15 protein-coding genes and 2 tRNA genes are annotated in these 16,261 nt (G+C 63.3%); 13 read left to right on the forward strand and 4 right to left on the reverse strand.

Going from position 1 to position 16,261, the window contains the following annotated elements; genetic code table 11:
* Positions 1-95 precede the first annotated feature (95 nt).
* Positions 96-626 (reverse strand): pantetheine-phosphate adenylyltransferase, encoded by a 531-nt coding sequence (gene coaD / locus Uis4E_RS07520; RefSeq protein WP_101622578.1) that lies wholly within the window; start codon positions 624-626, stop codon positions 96-98.
* Between the two features lie 260 nt (positions 627-886).
* Between coaD and Uis4E_RS07525 the strand changes: the two genes are divergently transcribed.
* Positions 887-1,213, forward strand: a complete 327-nt coding sequence (locus Uis4E_RS07525) for a DUF3039 domain-containing protein (RefSeq protein WP_423734932.1) — start codon at positions 887-889, stop codon at positions 1,211-1,213.
* 6 nt (positions 1,214-1,219) lie between these two features.
* Here the strand turns inward: Uis4E_RS07525 and Uis4E_RS07530 are convergent, their stop codons facing one another.
* A complete protein-coding gene (locus Uis4E_RS07530) occupies positions 1,220-2,230 on the reverse strand; it encodes an aldo/keto reductase (RefSeq protein ID WP_101622579.1) in 1,011 nt (336 codons plus the stop codon).
* Between the two features lie 216 nt (positions 2,231-2,446).
* Here Uis4E_RS07530 and Uis4E_RS07535 point away from each other — a divergent pair, with 216 nt between their 5' ends.
* Positions 2,447-2,878 (forward strand): MerR family transcriptional regulator, encoded by a 432-nt coding sequence (locus Uis4E_RS07535; protein WP_101622580.1) that lies wholly within the window; start codon positions 2,447-2,449, stop codon positions 2,876-2,878.
* 12 nt (positions 2,879-2,890) lie between these two features.
* On the opposite strand, the gene Uis4E_RS07540 is transcribed toward Uis4E_RS07535, so the two are convergent.
* Positions 2,891-3,505 (reverse strand): hypothetical protein, encoded by a 615-nt coding sequence (locus tag Uis4E_RS07540; protein ID WP_101622581.1) that lies wholly within the window; start codon positions 3,503-3,505, stop codon positions 2,891-2,893.
* Positions 3,506-4,137: 632 nt separating this feature from the next.
* Between Uis4E_RS07540 and Uis4E_RS07545 the strand changes: the two genes are divergently transcribed.
* From Uis4E_RS07545 to Uis4E_RS07555, 3 genes are all read left to right on the forward strand, one after another.
* On the forward strand, positions 4,138-4,800 hold the full coding sequence (locus tag Uis4E_RS07545; protein ID WP_101622582.1) for a response regulator: 663 nt from the start codon (positions 4,138-4,140) through the stop codon (positions 4,798-4,800).
* Complete coding sequence (locus Uis4E_RS07550; protein ID WP_101622583.1) at positions 4,790-5,977, forward strand: sensor histidine kinase; 1,188 nt, start codon at positions 4,790-4,792, stop codon at positions 5,975-5,977. Before Uis4E_RS07545 ends, Uis4E_RS07550 begins: the two co-directional genes overlap by 11 nt.
* Positions 5,978-6,894: 917 nt before the next feature.
* Positions 6,895-7,560: a hypothetical protein gene (locus Uis4E_RS07555; protein WP_101622584.1), complete on the forward strand. Its 666-nt coding sequence runs from the start codon at positions 6,895-6,897 to the stop codon at positions 7,558-7,560.
* Between the two features lie 185 nt (positions 7,561-7,745).
* On the opposite strand, the gene Uis4E_RS07560 is transcribed toward Uis4E_RS07555, so the two are convergent.
* The gene (locus tag Uis4E_RS07560; RefSeq protein ID WP_101622585.1) at positions 7,746-9,065 is read right to left on the reverse strand and encodes a nicotinate phosphoribosyltransferase; all 1,320 of its coding nucleotides are present in this window, start codon (positions 9,063-9,065) and stop codon (positions 7,746-7,748) included.
* A 304-nt stretch (positions 9,066-9,369) separates the two neighbouring features.
* On the opposite strand from Uis4E_RS07560, the gene Uis4E_RS07565 reads away from it, so the two are divergent.
* From Uis4E_RS07565 to Uis4E_RS07600, 8 genes are all read left to right on the forward strand, one after another.
* Positions 9,370-9,996 carry a Pr6Pr family membrane protein gene (locus tag Uis4E_RS07565; RefSeq protein ID WP_101622586.1) on the forward strand — a complete coding sequence of 209 codons (627 nt, stop codon included), beginning with the start codon at positions 9,370-9,372 and terminating at the stop codon, positions 9,994-9,996.
* Between the two features lie 306 nt (positions 9,997-10,302).
* Positions 10,303-11,067 (forward strand): ribonuclease PH, encoded by a 765-nt coding sequence (rph, locus tag Uis4E_RS07570; protein WP_101622587.1) that lies wholly within the window; start codon positions 10,303-10,305, stop codon positions 11,065-11,067.
* Between the two features lie 45 nt (positions 11,068-11,112).
* Positions 11,113-11,835 carry a non-canonical purine NTP pyrophosphatase gene (locus Uis4E_RS07575; protein WP_101622588.1) on the forward strand — a complete coding sequence of 241 codons (723 nt, stop codon included), beginning with the start codon at positions 11,113-11,115 and terminating at the stop codon, positions 11,833-11,835.
* A 126-nt stretch (positions 11,836-11,961) separates the two neighbouring features.
* Positions 11,962-12,037: transfer RNA gene (locus Uis4E_RS07580), tRNA-Thr, on the forward strand.
* A 103-nt stretch (positions 12,038-12,140) separates the two neighbouring features.
* Positions 12,141-12,221, forward strand: a tRNA-Leu gene (locus tag Uis4E_RS07585).
* A gap of 61 nt (positions 12,222-12,282) precedes the next feature.
* Complete coding sequence (locus Uis4E_RS07590; protein WP_101622589.1) at positions 12,283-13,284, forward strand: AEC family transporter; 1,002 nt, start codon at positions 12,283-12,285, stop codon at positions 13,282-13,284.
* Positions 13,285-13,473: 189 nt separating this feature from the next.
* Complete coding sequence (pgi, locus tag Uis4E_RS07595) at positions 13,474-15,174, forward strand: glucose-6-phosphate isomerase (protein ID WP_101622590.1); 1,701 nt, start codon at positions 13,474-13,476, stop codon at positions 15,172-15,174.
* 163 nt (positions 15,175-15,337) lie between these two features.
* Positions 15,338-16,195, forward strand: coding sequence for a hypothetical protein (locus tag Uis4E_RS07600; RefSeq protein ID WP_101622591.1), 858 nt, complete (start codon positions 15,338-15,340; stop codon positions 16,193-16,195).
* Positions 16,196-16,261 lie beyond the last annotated feature (66 nt).

The raw sequence follows: 16,261 nt of genomic DNA on the forward strand, positions 1-16,261 counted from the left end.
CGCAGCGCCGGGCTGTGCCGTTAGATCCACGTATCCTTCCGGACGCGCCTGCGCGTCGTCCGCGCCGCTCTGATTGTCGCCATACGTTGCATCGGTCATGATGCGTTCCTTTCCTTCGACGCGATCGCGTCACGCGCCGCCGCCTCCCGCGACAGCGCCTCGGTGAGCATCGGCACCACGCAGTCGGGCACCATGCCGGTCACGTCGCCGCCGTGACGCGCCACGTCCTTGACGATGGAGCTGGAGATATGCTCGAGCACCGGGTCGGCGGGAAGGAAGACGGTCTCCACGTCGCCGATCTTGCGGTTCACGAGCGCCATGCCGAGTTCCGCCTCGTAGTCGCCGTTCTGCCGCAGTCCCTTCACGATCACGGTCGCTCCCACCTGACGACAATAGTCGGTGATGAGGCCTCCCGTGGAGGCGACGACGACGTTCGTGCAGCCGTCCTTCTCCAAGGCGCGGCGGATGATGTCGACGCGGGTCTCGGTGGGGAACATCGGCGTCTTCGCCGCGTTCACCGCCACCACGACATGCACCTCCTCGAAGAAGCGCGCACTGCGTTCGATTACGTCAAGATGTCCGGCGGTCACGGGGTCGTACGAGCCGGGGCACACTGCTATGGTCATGGCTCACTAGCCTACCGCGTCGCGCCGTCACGTCGCGGCGATGCCACGCGCCGGGCGGCGGGGATGCGGCGGGGATGCGGCGGGGATGCGGCGGGAACGTGGCGGGAACGTGGCGGGGATGCGGCGGGGATGCGGTGGCGGGATATATGCGGGATATATATGACGGCCGCGTGCGATGACGGGGATATGCGCCGGCGGCAACTATGATGGTGGGCGGTAGAGAAGACCAGAATGGTCGAATGGTCATGCAGGAGGTCGCCATGATGAACGATGATCTGAACGATGGCAGGATTCCCGCCGCCTTCCTCGACGCGGACACGTCGTCGCCGCTGTCCGACCCGGACGCCGGCGCCGGCACCGCGGTGCTCGAACGCCCGGAGGAGAAGGAGGAGACCCGTCGCTCCGACGACGGCGACGCGGACCGTTTCGCGCACTACGTCTCGCGCGACCGCATCGCCGAATCGCAGATGACCGGCCGGCCGGTGGTCGCGCTGTGCGGCAAGGTGTGGGTGCCCAAGCACGACCCGTCCAAGTACCCGGTCTGCCCCGACTGCAAGCGCATCTACGACGAGATGCGCGGCTGGTGACAAGGGTCAGCGCTGGGAGATCTCGTCGATCTTGGCGAGTTCCTCGGCGCTGAACGTCGTGTTCTTCAGGGCGCCGATGTTGTCGAGGATCTGCTGCGGCTTCGAGGCGCCGGCGAGCACGGAGGTGACGACGCCGTCGTGCAGCAGCCAGGCGAGGCTCATTTCGGCGAGCGTCTGGCCGCGGGCGATGGCGATGTCGTTGAGCTCGCGGATCTGCTGGAGACGTTCCGGCGTGAGCGCGGAATCCTTGAGGAAACGCGGGTCGAGGGCGATGCGGCTGTCGGCCGGCACGCCGTCGAGGTAACGGTTCGTGAGCAGGCCCTGCGCGAGCGGCGAGAAGGTGATGATGCCCTTGCCGAGGCGCTTGGCCGTGTCCTTGAGGCCGTTCTTCTCGATCGTGCGGTCGAAGATGTTGTAGCGGTTCTGGTTGATGACGAACGGCACGTGCAGTTCGTCGAGGATCTTCGCCGCCTTCTCCATCGTCGGGCCGTCGTAGTTGGACAGGCCGACGTACAGGGCCTTGCCGGAGTTCACGATCTGGGCGAGCGCGCCCATCGTCTCCTCGAGCGGGGTGTCCGGGTCCGGGCGGTGGTGGTAGAAGATGTCCACGTAGTCGAGGCCGAGGCGCGTCAGGGACTGATCGAGCGAGGCGATGAGGTACTTGCGCGAGCCGTGGTCGCCGTAGGGGCCGGTCCACATCTCGTAGCCGGCCTTCGTGGAGACGATGAGCTCGTCGCGGTGCGCCTTGAAGTACTTGTTCAGCAGCAGTCCGCAGTTCCTCTCGGCCTGTCCGGGTTCGGGGCCGTAGTTGTTGGCGAGGTCGAAGTGCGTGATGCCGTTGTCGAACGCGGTGAACACGAGCTGCTTCATATGCTCGAACGGCGTCAGGTCGCCGAAGTTGTGCCAGAATCCGAGCGAGACGGCCGGCAGTTTGAGGCCGGACGCCCCGCAGCGGTTGTAGGTCATGTGGTCGTAGCGGTCCTCGGCCGGCGTGTAGATGGTGGTCGCTTCCAGCATCGATGCTCCTTGCGTGTGTGTCGTGGTGTCGTGGTTGTTCCGTGGTTACGCAATCATCGTCGCAATTCAAGTAGACTTGAACGCAAGTCGGCGTCCGCGGCGTGTCGCGCGACGGCGGCGCGACGCCGCGACGACGACGGAACGTCGGCGGGAATCGCCGCGGACGCGCGGTCGCGGCGATGACGGTGATGACGGAACGGAAAGGAACGGGACGATATGGCGACGTACACGATTCGCGAGGTGGCGGAACGCTTCCACATGCAGACCTCCACGCTGAGGTACTACGAGGATCAGGGGCTGCTCACGAACGTCGGGCGTGACGCGGCAGGACGCCGTGAATACGAGGAGTGCCACGTCAACCGGCTGCGCGCCATCTGCTGCTTCAAGAACGCGGGCATGACCATCGAGGATCTGAAACGCTTCTTCGCCTACGAGCAGGACGAGCCGGCGCACATCGACGAGATCCTCGACCTGCTCGAGTCGCGCAGGAAGACGCTCGACGAGCAGCGGCGCGCGCTCGACGAGGCCGCGATGCACGTGCAGCGCAAACTGCACTACTACGGCGACATCAAGCGTGCGCTCGACGCGGGGGAGTCCCTGCCCGACTGGAAGGACTACAAGACCCGCGTCTACACCATCGACTGCTGAGCCGGTCCGACCTTAGAATCCGCGCGGGTTGGTCTGGCACTCCTGAAGCCATTTGGCCTTGTCCGCGTCGTAGTTCGGGTCGGCCATGTCATATGGAATCCATGAGAAACCGCCTGCGCCGTCGGTTCCGCCGTTCAGCTCCTGCTCGATTCGGGCGTCGCTCATGGAATCGTCCACGACATCATGCCGGCGAAGACAGTCGATGACCATGGATGTGTCGTTCTTGCCGTCGGGGTTGGTCTGTTCTTGTTGCCACAGGGCGGAGAGATAGAGAATGCCTGACTGGACGTCGCAGTCATGCATGTCCCGTTCCATACGCGTGGTCCACGCCTCGTCGAGGGTCTGGTCGGGATGATAGACATCCCCCGACCCGTCGATGGACTTCGTGGCGGTGTAGCCCTTGTCGGCCATGCACTGCACGTAGCGATCCGCCGATTCCTGCACCTCCGATTCGGCGAGTTCGCCATCGGAGAGCGCTTCGACGGCGAACTCGCTATGGTTCCGTTTCGCCTGCTCGTACGCTTGGGAATAATCCTGCGCATATGCGCCGGTGAATTCCGGTTCGGCAGTCGCGCTGGATTGCGAGGAAGGCGCGGAGGAACACGAGGCGAGCGAGATTAGAAGCACGCCGACAATCCAGGTTAATACGACTCTATGATGGTTTCGCATGGTCACCGCCTGCTTGTTTTACTGTGCAACCGATTAGGCGGAGTAAGTCCGTACTGCCCCGCTGTAATAGACGAATTTGCCTGTTCCCTTTTGGATGCCGTACAAGCCATTCACTGTGGAGCAGGAGGTCGCATTTGTGGATGAATAGGCTGTGGGAGCCGTGCGTGTGACGAGATGCCCTCCACTGTCGCTGCCGGTTGCTTGGTGGGATACGTAGTATACGGTTCGGGGATTGCGTGCGTAGATGCAGGATTGTGCTTTGGTTACGTAACCGTCCGTAAACGAGAATGCGCTCGCAGTGGCGGTGCCAATGGAAAGCGTGATTATAGAGGATAATGCTACGGCAAATATCCGTATAATATGCTTGCGGATATTCATGATGACTGAACCTTTCGTGAATACAGTGATTTGAATATATACTGGGACGACTGCGGTGTCGGTGTGAAGAATGCCTGTTCCTGGCGTACCGTTCATGATAGGGAAGATGCGCCACAGAGGAAAGGACGCCTGTAGACATGAGGATGACAGCGTTCCGTGGGTGATTGGTGGTGGGGGAATATGCTGGATACGACGATGGGAGGAGAGACATCATGAAACGGTCCGGCGTCTCCGCCGTAACGGCTGTGACACCAATCGCAATATTGGATAATGACGCGATTGCGTTGGAGGGATTGAGTCGGATCGTGGAACGGAACCGGTTGGGAATCGTGAAATGGTGTGCGCGGAACGGGAGGGATGCCGTGCAGCGTTGCGCGGATGGCGACCTTATGCCGCGTCTGCTTCTGGTGGATATGTCCCTTGAGGGCATGTCCGGTGTGGATGCATGCCGTCAGATTCGCAGGCGCACTGCGGCGGTGCTGTTGCTGGGTGTCACGGCTTTCCCCGTGGAACGATATGCTTCGCGTCTCATGGAGGCCGGGGCGCAGGGCGTCGTGACGAAAAACGAGGAGGCGCGGTTGGTCGCGGCTATGCAGACCGTGTTGGATGGTTCGTGGTTTGATGGCTTTGAATCTCCGCGTAACGCGCATATGCGGTTGAAACATGTTTCCGATGATGCCCGGATGCTTCTGTCCGACCGGGAAGAGGAGGTGATGATTCTCCTTAGTCGGGGATGGTCCATCGCGGATATCGCCGATCACATGCAGGTCAGCCGTGCCACGGCGGCGACCTATCTCAGTAGGGCCCGGCACAAGCTTGGTGCCCGGACGATTCGTCAGGCGGTGGCCATATGGACTGGTGAAGATGAACGGTGAGAACGGTGTAGCGAAATTGATTCGTCGGAGAACCGTATCTCTGAAGAGAGGCTTTCTTGCTCATCCGTTCCGTTTGATCATCGTCGCGGTCGCTGTGGCTCTTTCCGTGTTGGACTGGGCGGCGAATCCTACATCATCCTTATACGGGGTGTTTATGGGGAGCCTGCACATCCTGTTGTTGCTGTCGATGCTGATCGATTCCCGTTTCGGTTGCGTCGGACTGATCGTGGTGGAGCTCGTCTCCTGTGTTCTTCCGGTAGCCCAAGGCCCCAGCCGTTTCTGGGGCGTGTATTGTGCGATTGGATTGGTCGCTTATGATACGGGCCTTTCCGCCGTTGCGGTCTCCATGATGCTGTCTTTCCTAGGCACTCAATGCTATCAGGTGGCTCAGTGGCATGGCGGCACCTTGAGCTTCTCCGATTTGCTCGTATTCCTGATGTACGGTGTTACGGCAATTATCGTCGGATACGGTTTCCGTTGGTGGACGACGATGAATACGCGACAGGCCGACGAATATCTGGCCAGTGAGCATGAGCTGCGGCGGATATATCGGCTGCGTGACAGCGACAACGCCATCAGACTTCACGATTCGGTCGCGCAATGCCTGGCCGGCATCCAACTGATCGCGCAGAGAAACATCCGTGACGCCCACGATGGGGATGCCGCCGAGTGGCGCAGGGTCAATGATCTCGCAGCCAAAGGGCAGGCGGAGGTACGAACCATCATTGACATGATGTTGGAGGATGAGAAGGAACATGATTCTGCCGTGCGGAGGTCCGAATGGTGGCTTGCCGTCACTGCCATGGCCGACGATGGCGACGCCATGCTGAAGCGGAACGGATACCGGGGGAAGACCGAACTTATGGACGGCGGTATCGGAACGCGGAAAGTAAATGAACATGATGTTCGCACCCTTGGCGCGGTGCTGAAGGAATTGTATTCGAACATCGACAGGCATGCTGTTCCCGGCAGCGACTATCAGGCGAGCATCACTCTTCAAAAGTCCGCAACGGAAATCGTCATGTCGAATGTCATCGCGGCTTCACGGAATACGTCGGTGAGACAAGGATTGAAATCACGGTTGTATAAGCTCGAACTGATCGGCGGTGAACTCGACTACGAGATCGACGGTGATACTTGGGTGGTATACGCCCGTGTGCCGTTTGCCGATGCGTAAGCCGGGACTGGCGTGCCTGGGGTTTACGGTCGTGCGGGACACAGTATCTTGGGAATCCATGTGGGGCAGGAGAAACGTGCGGATGCCGCCGATTGCGCCGAGTCGTACTGCGCCTGCGGATAGCCTTCGGGAATCGGAACGGTCATCGGCGAACATAGCATGAATGCGGTGACGATTGCGGCTATGAACTGCATCATATGCTCCTTGCTGAATGGGTTGGTCAAAACACCAAATAATATATATGAAGGCGGAATCGCGCGCATTAATTTTTGTCATTCATGTGATGACATGAGGGTATATATATGAGACATCGGATAGTTGGATTGGGTCGGTGCTGTCCCATGGTGATTGATTGCGTGTGCTTGTCATACTGAGCACGACGAACGGCATAGGATTCCGGCTTGTTCCTTGTTGTGCTGAAAAACCCAATGGAGGGTGCGGCATTCGACATTGCGATGACGCAAATTCGGAAAGGATGTATTGTCATGATTTTCTGTAAGAGAATTGTTGTATCGATGATATCGATTATTTTGTCGGTATCTACTGCCTGCATTGCTGTAGGCAGTGCTCAGGCTGCGAATCCCGTGTACTTTCAGGATGGATATGTGAATCTGGTTGAAACGTGCGCATATGCTCGAAATCCCAAGGTAATTGATTGGATTAAGCATACGGGATATGGGTATGACAGCAGCGGGCATTCCGTTCATCGCACGGATGGGCGAATCTATGTTAAAACGGGAGTTATGACATGTGCCCGTGCCAATGGCCTGTATTCGCCTTACAGAGGTGAATCGGAAGTGGGTTACTATAGCGGCACGAAATATTATACCGCCCAATAAATCATGTGTGAGTTTATGTGTGAGCACGTTTTATGGCGCGCTCACACGCATGCGTCTTCAAAGGGGAAGGAGTGAGCGATGACGGTTGGAAGAGTGCTTGCCGGTATGGTGGTTGCGGTATTGACGGCCTTGCCGTGTGCCTGCGGATCGGTGCCCGTCGGCAAGGATGCCAAGTCGGAGACGCCGTCGTTTTCCGGTCCTTGGGCGGCGGAATACCGGCGATACTATGAGCGGGCCAAGGTGGCGGGCAATGATTTCGCGATGGAGGCGCTTGCCGATGGAACGCTGAGCGAAGGAGAGATGCAGGAGGCGACGAATCGCTGGACCGGTTGCATGACGGAGAAGGGGTATACGATTCTTTCGCGATCGTTGTCCGGGGGCGGTGACACCGCAGTGGACCCGGACACTATGCACAACCCCGCGGCTCTTGATGCGTGGGATCGGCAGTATGCCATCGATGATCAGGCATGCATGGAAAGCAGCGGATTGGAATACATGCAGGTGCTTTGGGTCGGCGAGCGGACCGATCCGGGGAAGGATGTCGACGCGGCAGCCATCGTGCGGTGTTTGCGTAGGCACGAGGTCGTCGATGAGTCCATCAGCGACGATGAACTCATCGAGGCGTTGACGGATGACAAGCCTTTCCCATGGACGGACCACGGCGCGTCCTCGCCAGAGCGCGATGGGGAAAAGGCGCGATGGCTGAGCGAATGTACTGTGAACCCGTTGGAGTTGGAGTACTGATTACCCCATCAGGCCGCTTGGCGGCCAGCTCCCCCTGAAGGGGGGGGGAGCAAGGGCAGTCGGTTCTACAGAACCGTGATCTCAGTAGCTGAGCCGTGAAACGGACACCCCGGTGGGGTGTCCGTAGGCGAAGTGAGCGATCGCGCCATAGGCAATCGCGAAGGATTCCTACTGAGATCACCGTTCTACAGAACGGTGATCTCAGTAGGAATCACCGGGTCGCCGCGCATGAGGCTCTGGGCGGCGATGGGCAGTTCGGCGAGGGCCTTCGCGCGGTATTCGTGCGCGTTGACGATCGCGTCGTGGCCCTGCCACTGGTGGTCGATCTCGCCGTGGTCGACGAACGGCACGAGCAGGTCCTTCCAGCCTTCCTCGGGCGTGAACGCGGCGAGCTGGTCCTCGGAACCGGAGACCACGTGCTCCACGTCGGCGAGATTGTATTCGTAGGAGCGGTAGGCGAGCTTCCTGCCCGGCACGGTCGCCTTGTTCTTCGACTTCTTCGCGACCGTCTGCATCGTGCCGTCCGCGCCCTCGCGCTCGGTGAGCTTGTACACCATCGCGCAGGTGGGGGCGCCCGAACCGGTGACGAGCATCGTGCCCACGCCGTACGAGTCGACCGGTGCGGTCTGGAGCGCGGCGAGCGCGTACTCGTCGAGGTCGTTGGTGACGGTGATTTTCGTGTTCGTCGCCCCCAGCGCGTCCAGCTGGTTGCGCACGCGCTGCGCCATGAGCGCGAGGTCGCCCGAGTCGATGCGCACGCCGCCGAGCTCCGGGCCGGCCACCTCGACGGCCGTCTTCACGGCCTCCTCGATGTTGTACGTGTCGACGAGCAGCGTCGTGTTCTTGCCGAGCGCGGCGATCTGCGATTCGAACGCCTGGCGCTCGCTGTCGTGCACGAGCGTGAAGCAGTGGGCGGCGGTGCCGATCGCCTTGAGCCCGTACATCTGGGCGGCGAGCAGGTTCGCCGTGCCCTTGAACCCGCCGACCACGGCGGCGCGGGCGGCGGCCACGGCCGACCATTCGTTCGTGCGGCGTCCGCCCATGTCCATGCACGGGCGGTCCTTCGCGGCGGAGACCATGCGGGAGGCGGCGGAGGCGACCGCGGAATCGTAGTTGAGGATGGACAGCACGAGCGTCTCCAGCAGCGTGCATTCGCCGAACGTGCCTTCGATCTCGAGGATCGGCGAGTTCGGGAAGAACATCTCGCCCTCGCGGTAGCCCTTGATCGAGCCGGAGAAGTGGAAGTCCTCCAGCCACTTGATGGTCTCGGGGCTCACCACGTGCCGGTCGGAAAGGAATCGCAGGTCCTCGTCGTCGAGGTGGAAACGCTCCAGTGCGTCGAGGATGCGCCCGGTGCCGGCGACCACGCCGTAGCGGCGGCCGGCGGGCAGATGACGGGTGAACACCTCGAACACGCACTTGCGGTTCGCGGTGCCGTCCTTCAGACACGCGTCCAGCATCGTGTACTCGTACATGTCGGTCATCAACGCCGGTGAATAATCCATGTTCTCTCCTTCGCCCGTGGGTACTGCACTGTTTTTCGGTTTTTTCGTTGCCAACCAGCCTACTCTTCGCCGCCCGCACTGCGCCAGTCCCCGCCCACCTCCCCGCCCAACTCGGCCAACCTCCCATGGTGCGGTAACCCCTCATGGCGCGGTCGGCGATTTTCGTTGGAAAATGGCGGATTTGCGAAACCGCACCATGGGAGGTTTGCCGCACCATGGGGACGGGGCGTGGGTGGGGAGGTGAGAGGGGTGGAATGAGGGCGGGACGAGGGGGTGGGGAAGAGCGGCCGCGTACACTGGGGGTATGAGATTCTTCGCGGGATTGTGGCGGCTGGCGATCGCCGGCATGTGCTTCGTCGGCACCTACGAGGCGTGGCATCGGCCCGAATACTGGACGTACTTCACGTTCCAGACCGGATTCGCGCTCGGATTCGTGATGCTGTGGGCCGGCGCGGCCACGATCCTGAAGGGCATCCAGCCGCCCGCCTGGCTGAAGGGGTGCCTCACCCTGTACGCGATCGTCACCGCCGTGGTCGCGTTCCTGCTCATGCCGCCCGACGACCCCGCCTACGTGCCGCAGGTGCTCGGGCTCATGACGAACACGTGGCTGCACCGCGTCGCGCCGATCATGGCGGTCGTCGACTTCATCGCGTTCGATCCGCACCGCCGGTTCCCGTGGCACTACATGTTCTCGTGGCTCATCTACTTCCCCGCGTACCTCGCGTTCGTGCTCGTGCGCGCCGCCATGTTCCCCGCGTCGGGTCCGGCGGCCGGCGGCAGCCCGTACCCGTACGCGTTCATCGACCCGACCGCGCTCGGATGGCCGCAGTTCGGCCTCAACTGCGGCAAACTCGCCCTGGGATTCCTCGTGTTGAGCCTCATCGTGTTCGTCGTCGACCGCATCCTGCCCGAACGGCAGCTGCTCGGCTGAATTCCACCGGCTCAAACACCCGGATTCGTGGATCTACAGCGCCAAATGGACGCAAAAGGGGTGTCGAAACGGGTATTCGACGCTGTAGATAATCGAAAACGGGGGTTTCGGACGGTACCATGCTTGGCCTGTAGTGTGCCGGCCTGTAGTATGCTCGGCCCCTCTGGTTTCGGGGCCCCGGGCTCTGGTGTTTCCAGGTGATCCTGGGCGATCTTGGGACCGGGGTTCCGGTGGTTCCGGCCGGTTCCGGGCCGGCCGGCCCTTTGCCGTTCGTCCGACTCGGCCACGTGGCGTAAGCTGGGCCGTATGGTTGAAATCACAGACATGCTGGGCAATCGCTCCATCACCCGTCAGGACGGACGCAAGGTCGACGAACTGCGTCCCGTGCGCATCACCCGCCACTTCACCGACGCGCCGGAAGGCTCCGTGCTCATCGAATGCGGCAATACGCGCGTCATGTGCACCGCCACGTTCACCCCCGGCGTGCCCCGCTGGCGCAAGGACTCCGGACTCGGCTGGGTGACCGCCGAATACGCAATGCTGCCGCGCGCCACCAAGGAGCGCACCGACCGTGAATCCGTCAAAGGCAGGATCGGCGGCCGCACGCACGAGATCAGCCGCCTGATCGGCCGCTGCCTGAGGGGCGTCATCGACATGAAGGCGCTCGGCGAGAACCAGATCCAGCTCGACTGCGACGTGCTCCAGGCCGACGGCGGCACACGCACCGCGTCCGTGACCGGCGCGTACGTCGCGCTCGTCGACGCCCTGAACTGGGCGGAGAGGAACCACCACATCAAGTCCGCCGACAAGGCGATCAAGGACGTCGTCTCCGCCGTCTCCGTCGGCGTCATCAACGGCACGCCGATGCTCGACCTGCCGTACGTGGAGGACAGCCAGGCCATGACCGACATGAACGTCGCCATGACCGGCCACGGCGAATTCATCGAACTGCAGGGCACCGCCGAACACCGCCCGTTCACGCGCGCCGAACTCGGCGTGCTGCTCGACCTCGCCGAAAAGGGCAACAAGGAGCTGCAGGCCGCCCAGCGCGCCGCGCTCGCCCTCGACTGAGACGATCCGACGATCCGACCGACCTCACGAAACGAAGGAACACGCATGAAACTCGTGGTAGCCACGCACAACGAAGGCAAACTCGTGGAGATCCGCCGCATCCTCGCCGAGGATCTGGGCGACGACGCGGCGCAGGTGGAGCTCGTCTCCGCCGGTTCGCTGCACCTGCCCGACCCGGTCGAGACCGGCGTCACCTTCCAGGAGAACGCGCTGCTCAAGGCCCGTGACGTGGCCCGCCGCACCGGACTGCCCGCCATCGCCGACGACTCCGGGCTCATCGTCGACGTGATGGGCGCCGCCCCCGGCATCCTCTCCGCGCGCTGGGCCGGCGCACACGGCCACGACAAGGCCAACAACGCGCTCCTGCTCGCCCAGATCGAAGACATCCCGGACGACAGGCGCACCGCGCGCTTCCGCTGCGCCGCCGCGCTCGTCGTGCCCGGCGACGCGGTGGACGCGACCGGCGGCGACGCCGTGGCCGCCGGGGACACGGCCGCACTCGCCGCCCACCACGAGATCGTCTCCGAGACGGTCGAGGTGGGGGAGATGCCCGGACGCATCATCCGCAAGGCGCGCGGCGAGCACGGCTTCGGCTACGACCCGATCTTCGTGCCCGACGACCAGCCGGGACGCACCAGCGACGACCCCGACCATGAGGGCGAGCCGCTGACCAGCGCCGAGATGACGCCGGCCGAGAAGAACGCGATCTCCCACCGCGGCAAGGCGCTGAAGGCGCTCGTGCCGGCCATCGAGGCGCTGCTGCGCTGACGCGCGGCATGGGCGGCGCGATGCCGGCGTGTGGCGCCATCGCGCGACACGCCGGGTTGCGTTTTGCGCGACGGCCCCTATACTTTTTCTCTTGTGCATGGGTAGCGAATGCTTCCCAAGCGCAAAGCCACTTTAGCTCAGTCGGTAGAGCGGCTCACTCGTAATGAGCAGGTCGTCAGTTCGATTCTGACAAGTGGCTCCACCACCCGGATTCGGTTCGCCGAGTCCGGGTTTTTCGTTCTCCGGCACCGTCTCACCGACTTTTCCGGCGGATTTCCCGGCGGACTGATAGATTGTCTTCTTGCGCGCGAGTGGCGTAATGGTAGCCGCGCAGGATTTAGGTTCCTGTGTCTTCGGACGTGTGGGTTCGAGTCCCATCTCGCGCACGCATACCTCGGGCCCCGTCCAACCCGGCGCCGCACGGCCGCGGGGTGGGGAGGGAAGATCATGACGGCGATACTCGGCCCGGCCTCGCTGCTGCTCATCATCCTGGCCGGATACCTGTTCAAACGCTTCGGCCTGTTCGGCGCGAAGGACTACCGCGTCATCCAGACGGCCGAGTTCAACGTCGTGCTGCCGGGCGCGGTCGTCTACTCGTTCGCCACGAACCCGCACGACATGAGCTATCTGTGGCTCAGCGTGTTCGGGTTCTGTTGCGCGCTCGTCCCGCCCGTCCTCATCTACCTGACGACGCGGCGGCGCAACGTGGCCGACCGCGCGTTCCTCATGCTCAACGGCGCCGGCTTCAACCTCGGCTGCTTCTGCTTCCCGGTCGTCACCTCGTTCTGGGGCGCGGGCGCGGTGGTGCCGGCCGCCATGTTCGACATCGGCAACTGCATCATGGTCGCGGCCGGCACGAACGTGATGACCCAGCAGCTGCTGCACATCCAACCCGGCAAGACGCTCGCCGAACAACACGCCGGCGACGCGCCCACCCTGCCGTATGAGAAGCCGAAGGACCGCGACGCGAAGCGTCTCGCCCGGCGCGCCTTCGCCAAGAACGTGTTCAAGAGCTTCTTCGGCTCCGTCCCGTTCGACACCTACATGCTCATGGTCGTGCTCATGGCGGCGAACATCCGCATCCCCGATTGGATCGCGACCGTCACCCAGCCGTTGAGCGGCGCGAACGCGTTCTGCTCGATGTTCATGGTCGGCATGCTCATGGACCTGCCGCGCGACCGGCACGACGTCAGGGAGGTGCTGGCCGTGGTCGCCTGGCGCCTGCCGTTCGCCGTCGCGTTCGCGTGCGTCGCCTGGTTCCTGCTGCCGTTCACGGCGGAGATCCGCGCGGTGCTCGTGATCTGCGTGATCGCGCCGATCGCGATCTTCTCCACGCTGTTCACCGACAAGGTGCTCGGCAACGCGAAGCTCGCCGGATTCTCGCTCGCGTTCACCGCGATCATCGCCTTGGTGATGATGGGCGCCGCCCACGCGCTGATGGGCGTGTGACGCGTTCCGTCCGCGCGTCCGTCCCCCGTCCGTTCACCGCACCGTCGCCGGCGCGTAGTCCGGTGTTCTTTTTGTGTTGTTGTGTCCGCTTTTGTGAGTATTCTGTTGCGTGATACGGAACGGAAGGCGGACCGAGATGCAAGCGGCCCGCACGCCGTCTCCAATCAATGATGAAAGGAATGGAATCCTATGGCCATCAATCCGCCCGTTGACGCCACCACCACCCCGGCGTGGGTCGCCCTGCAGAAGCACTACGACGAGCTTCAGGCCGAGGGCATCAGCCTCAAGAAGTGGTTCGCCGAAGACTCCGACCGTGTCAAGGAGCTGAGCTTCGACGCCGGCGACCTGCACTTCGACCTGTCCAAGAACCTCATCAAGCCGGAGACCCTCCAGCTGTTCGTCCACCTCGCCAAGGAAGTCAAGCTCGGCGAGCGCATCAAGGCCATGTACAGCGGCGTCCACATCAACAACACCGAGGACCGCGCCGTGCTGCACACCGCGCTGCGCCGCCCGGTCGAGGACGAGGGCAAGTACATCGTCGACGGCCAGGACACCGTCAAGGACGTGCGCGAGACCCTCGACAAGATCTACGCCTTCGCCGACGACGTGCGTTCCGGCAAGTGGACCGGCGTGACCGGCCGCAAGATCGAGACCGTCGTCAACATCGGCATCGGCGGCTCCGACCTGGGCCCCGTCATGGCGTACGAGGCGCTCAAGCCGTACGCGGACGCCGGCATCTCCGCCCGCTACATCTCCAACATCGACCCGAACGACCTGGCCGAGAAGACCAAGGGCCTCGACCCGGAGACCACCCTGTTCATCATCGTCTCCAAGACCTTCACCACGCTGGAGACCCTGACCAACGCCCGCGAGGCCCGCACCTGGCTGCTCGAGGAGCTCGCCGCCAACGGCGCCATCTCCGACGACGACGAGGCCCAGAAGGCCGAGGCCATCAAGAAGCACTTCGTCGCCGTCTCCACCAACCTGGAGAAGGTCGCCGAGTTCGGCATCGACCCGGCCAACGCGTTCGGCTTCTGGAACTGGGTCGGCGGCCGCTACTCCGTCGACTCCGCCGTCGGCACCTCCCTGGCCGTCGTCTTCGGCCCGGCCCGCTTCGAGGAGTTCCTGCACGGCTTCCACGAGATCGACGAGTACTTCGCCAACACGCCGTTCGAGAAGAACGTCGTCGTGCTGCTCGGCATGCTCAACGTCTGGTACCGCAACTTCTTCAAGGCCGCCTCCCACGCCGTGCTGCCGTACGACCAGTACCTGCACCGCTTCCCGGCCTACCTGCAGCAGCTCACCATGGAGTCCAACGGCAAGTCCGTGCGCTGGGACGGCACCCCCGTCACCACCGAGACCGGCGAGATCTTCTGGGGCGAGCCGGGCACCAACGGCCAGCACGCCTTCTACCAGCTGATCCACCAGGGCACTCAGCTCATCCCGGCCGACTTCATCGCGTTCGTCAACACGCCGAACCCGACCAAGGACGGCGACCAGGACGTGCATGAGCTGTTCCTCGGCAACTACTTCGCGCAGACCAAGGCGCTCGCGTTCGGCAAGACCGCCGACGAGGTGCGCGCCGAGGGCACGCCGGAGGAGATCGTCCCGGCCCGCGTGTTCACCGGCAACCGTCCGACCACCTCCATCTTCGGCGTGGCCCTGACCCCGTTCGCGCTCGGCGAGCTCATCGCCCTGTACGAGCACATCACCTTCGTCGAGGGCACCGTGTGGGGCCTCGACTCCTACGACCAGTGGGGCGTCGAGCTCGGCAAGCAGCTCGCCAAGCAGATCACCCCGGCGATCTCCAAGGACGACGAGGCCCTCGCCGCCCAGGACGCCTCCACGAAGTCCCTGATCGAGTTCTACCGCAAGAACCGCGAGTTCTGATCCCATGATCCCATGATCCCGATCCCGGCGAAGCCGGACGGGAAAGGGGCCGGCGAGACGCCGGTCCCGGATCGGAACCTATGATGATGCCCGGCGTCGAGAGGCGCCGGGCATCATCCGTATACGATGCAGCGCCGTCGGCGCAAAAGGAGACAAGAGTCACATGGTGGCAAGCAATTCGCAGAAGAAACGCAAGGCCGCGCGCCGCAACGCGCGGGGCGGTCGCGCCGACGCGCCGCAGACGCGCGAACGCCGTGAACGGCCGCGTTCCGGCGCGCCGGAGCCCGCGCGGAACGCCGGCGGGCGGAACGGGCGCAACGCCGCCGGCGGCCGCAACGGCCGGCCCGGATTCGGCATGACCGTGCACGGCGAGTTCACCGTCGTCATCACCCAGCTCGTCGCCTACGCGCTGTTCTTCGGCATCATCTACACGCTCGGCGTGCGGACGCCCGGCGGCATCATGGGCTCCGGCATGCTCGCCATGTCCGCCGCGATGCTGCTCATCGTCGGATGGCCGTTCGGCGGCGACGAGTCGCAGGCCATCTTCGGACGCGCCGTGGCCGCGGTCACGTTCGTGGTCTCCGCGATCGTCGTGCTGCCCAGCGAGTTCTACACGGACATGACGTACATCCGGTGGGCCGCGTACCTCGTCGTCGCCGCGGCGCTCGTCGTCGCCGCGTCGTTCCTGTGGACCAACCTCCAGCGGGGCAAAGGCAAGGACGCCGACTACACGCGCATCGGCGTCACCGCCGGATTCACCGCGCTGTGCGACGCCTCATGGATCTTCCTGCCCGCCATGTACTCGGACATGTCGAAGCCCGAGGCCGCGTCGTCCGTCGGATGGGCCGTGTTCGTCGTGCTCGTCGTGGCGGCCGTCGTGCTGCTGCGCGTCTCCACGAAACGCTGGAACGCGTTGGAGGAGCCCGGCGCCTACGCGTGGCTCGGCATGGGCATGGTGCCGGTCATGTGGTTCGGACTGGCCGTGTTCCTCGCCTCCTGCGCCACCAACTGGCTCCTGTGAGCCAATCGACGTGAGGCGGCGGATGTGAATCGTCCGCCGTGAATCGTCCCGGGCGTCTATCCTTGG

The organism is Bifidobacterium parmae, assembly GCF_002860365.1.
Taxonomy (GTDB): Bacteria; Actinomycetota; Actinomycetes; order Actinomycetales; family Bifidobacteriaceae; genus Bifidobacterium; species Bifidobacterium parmae.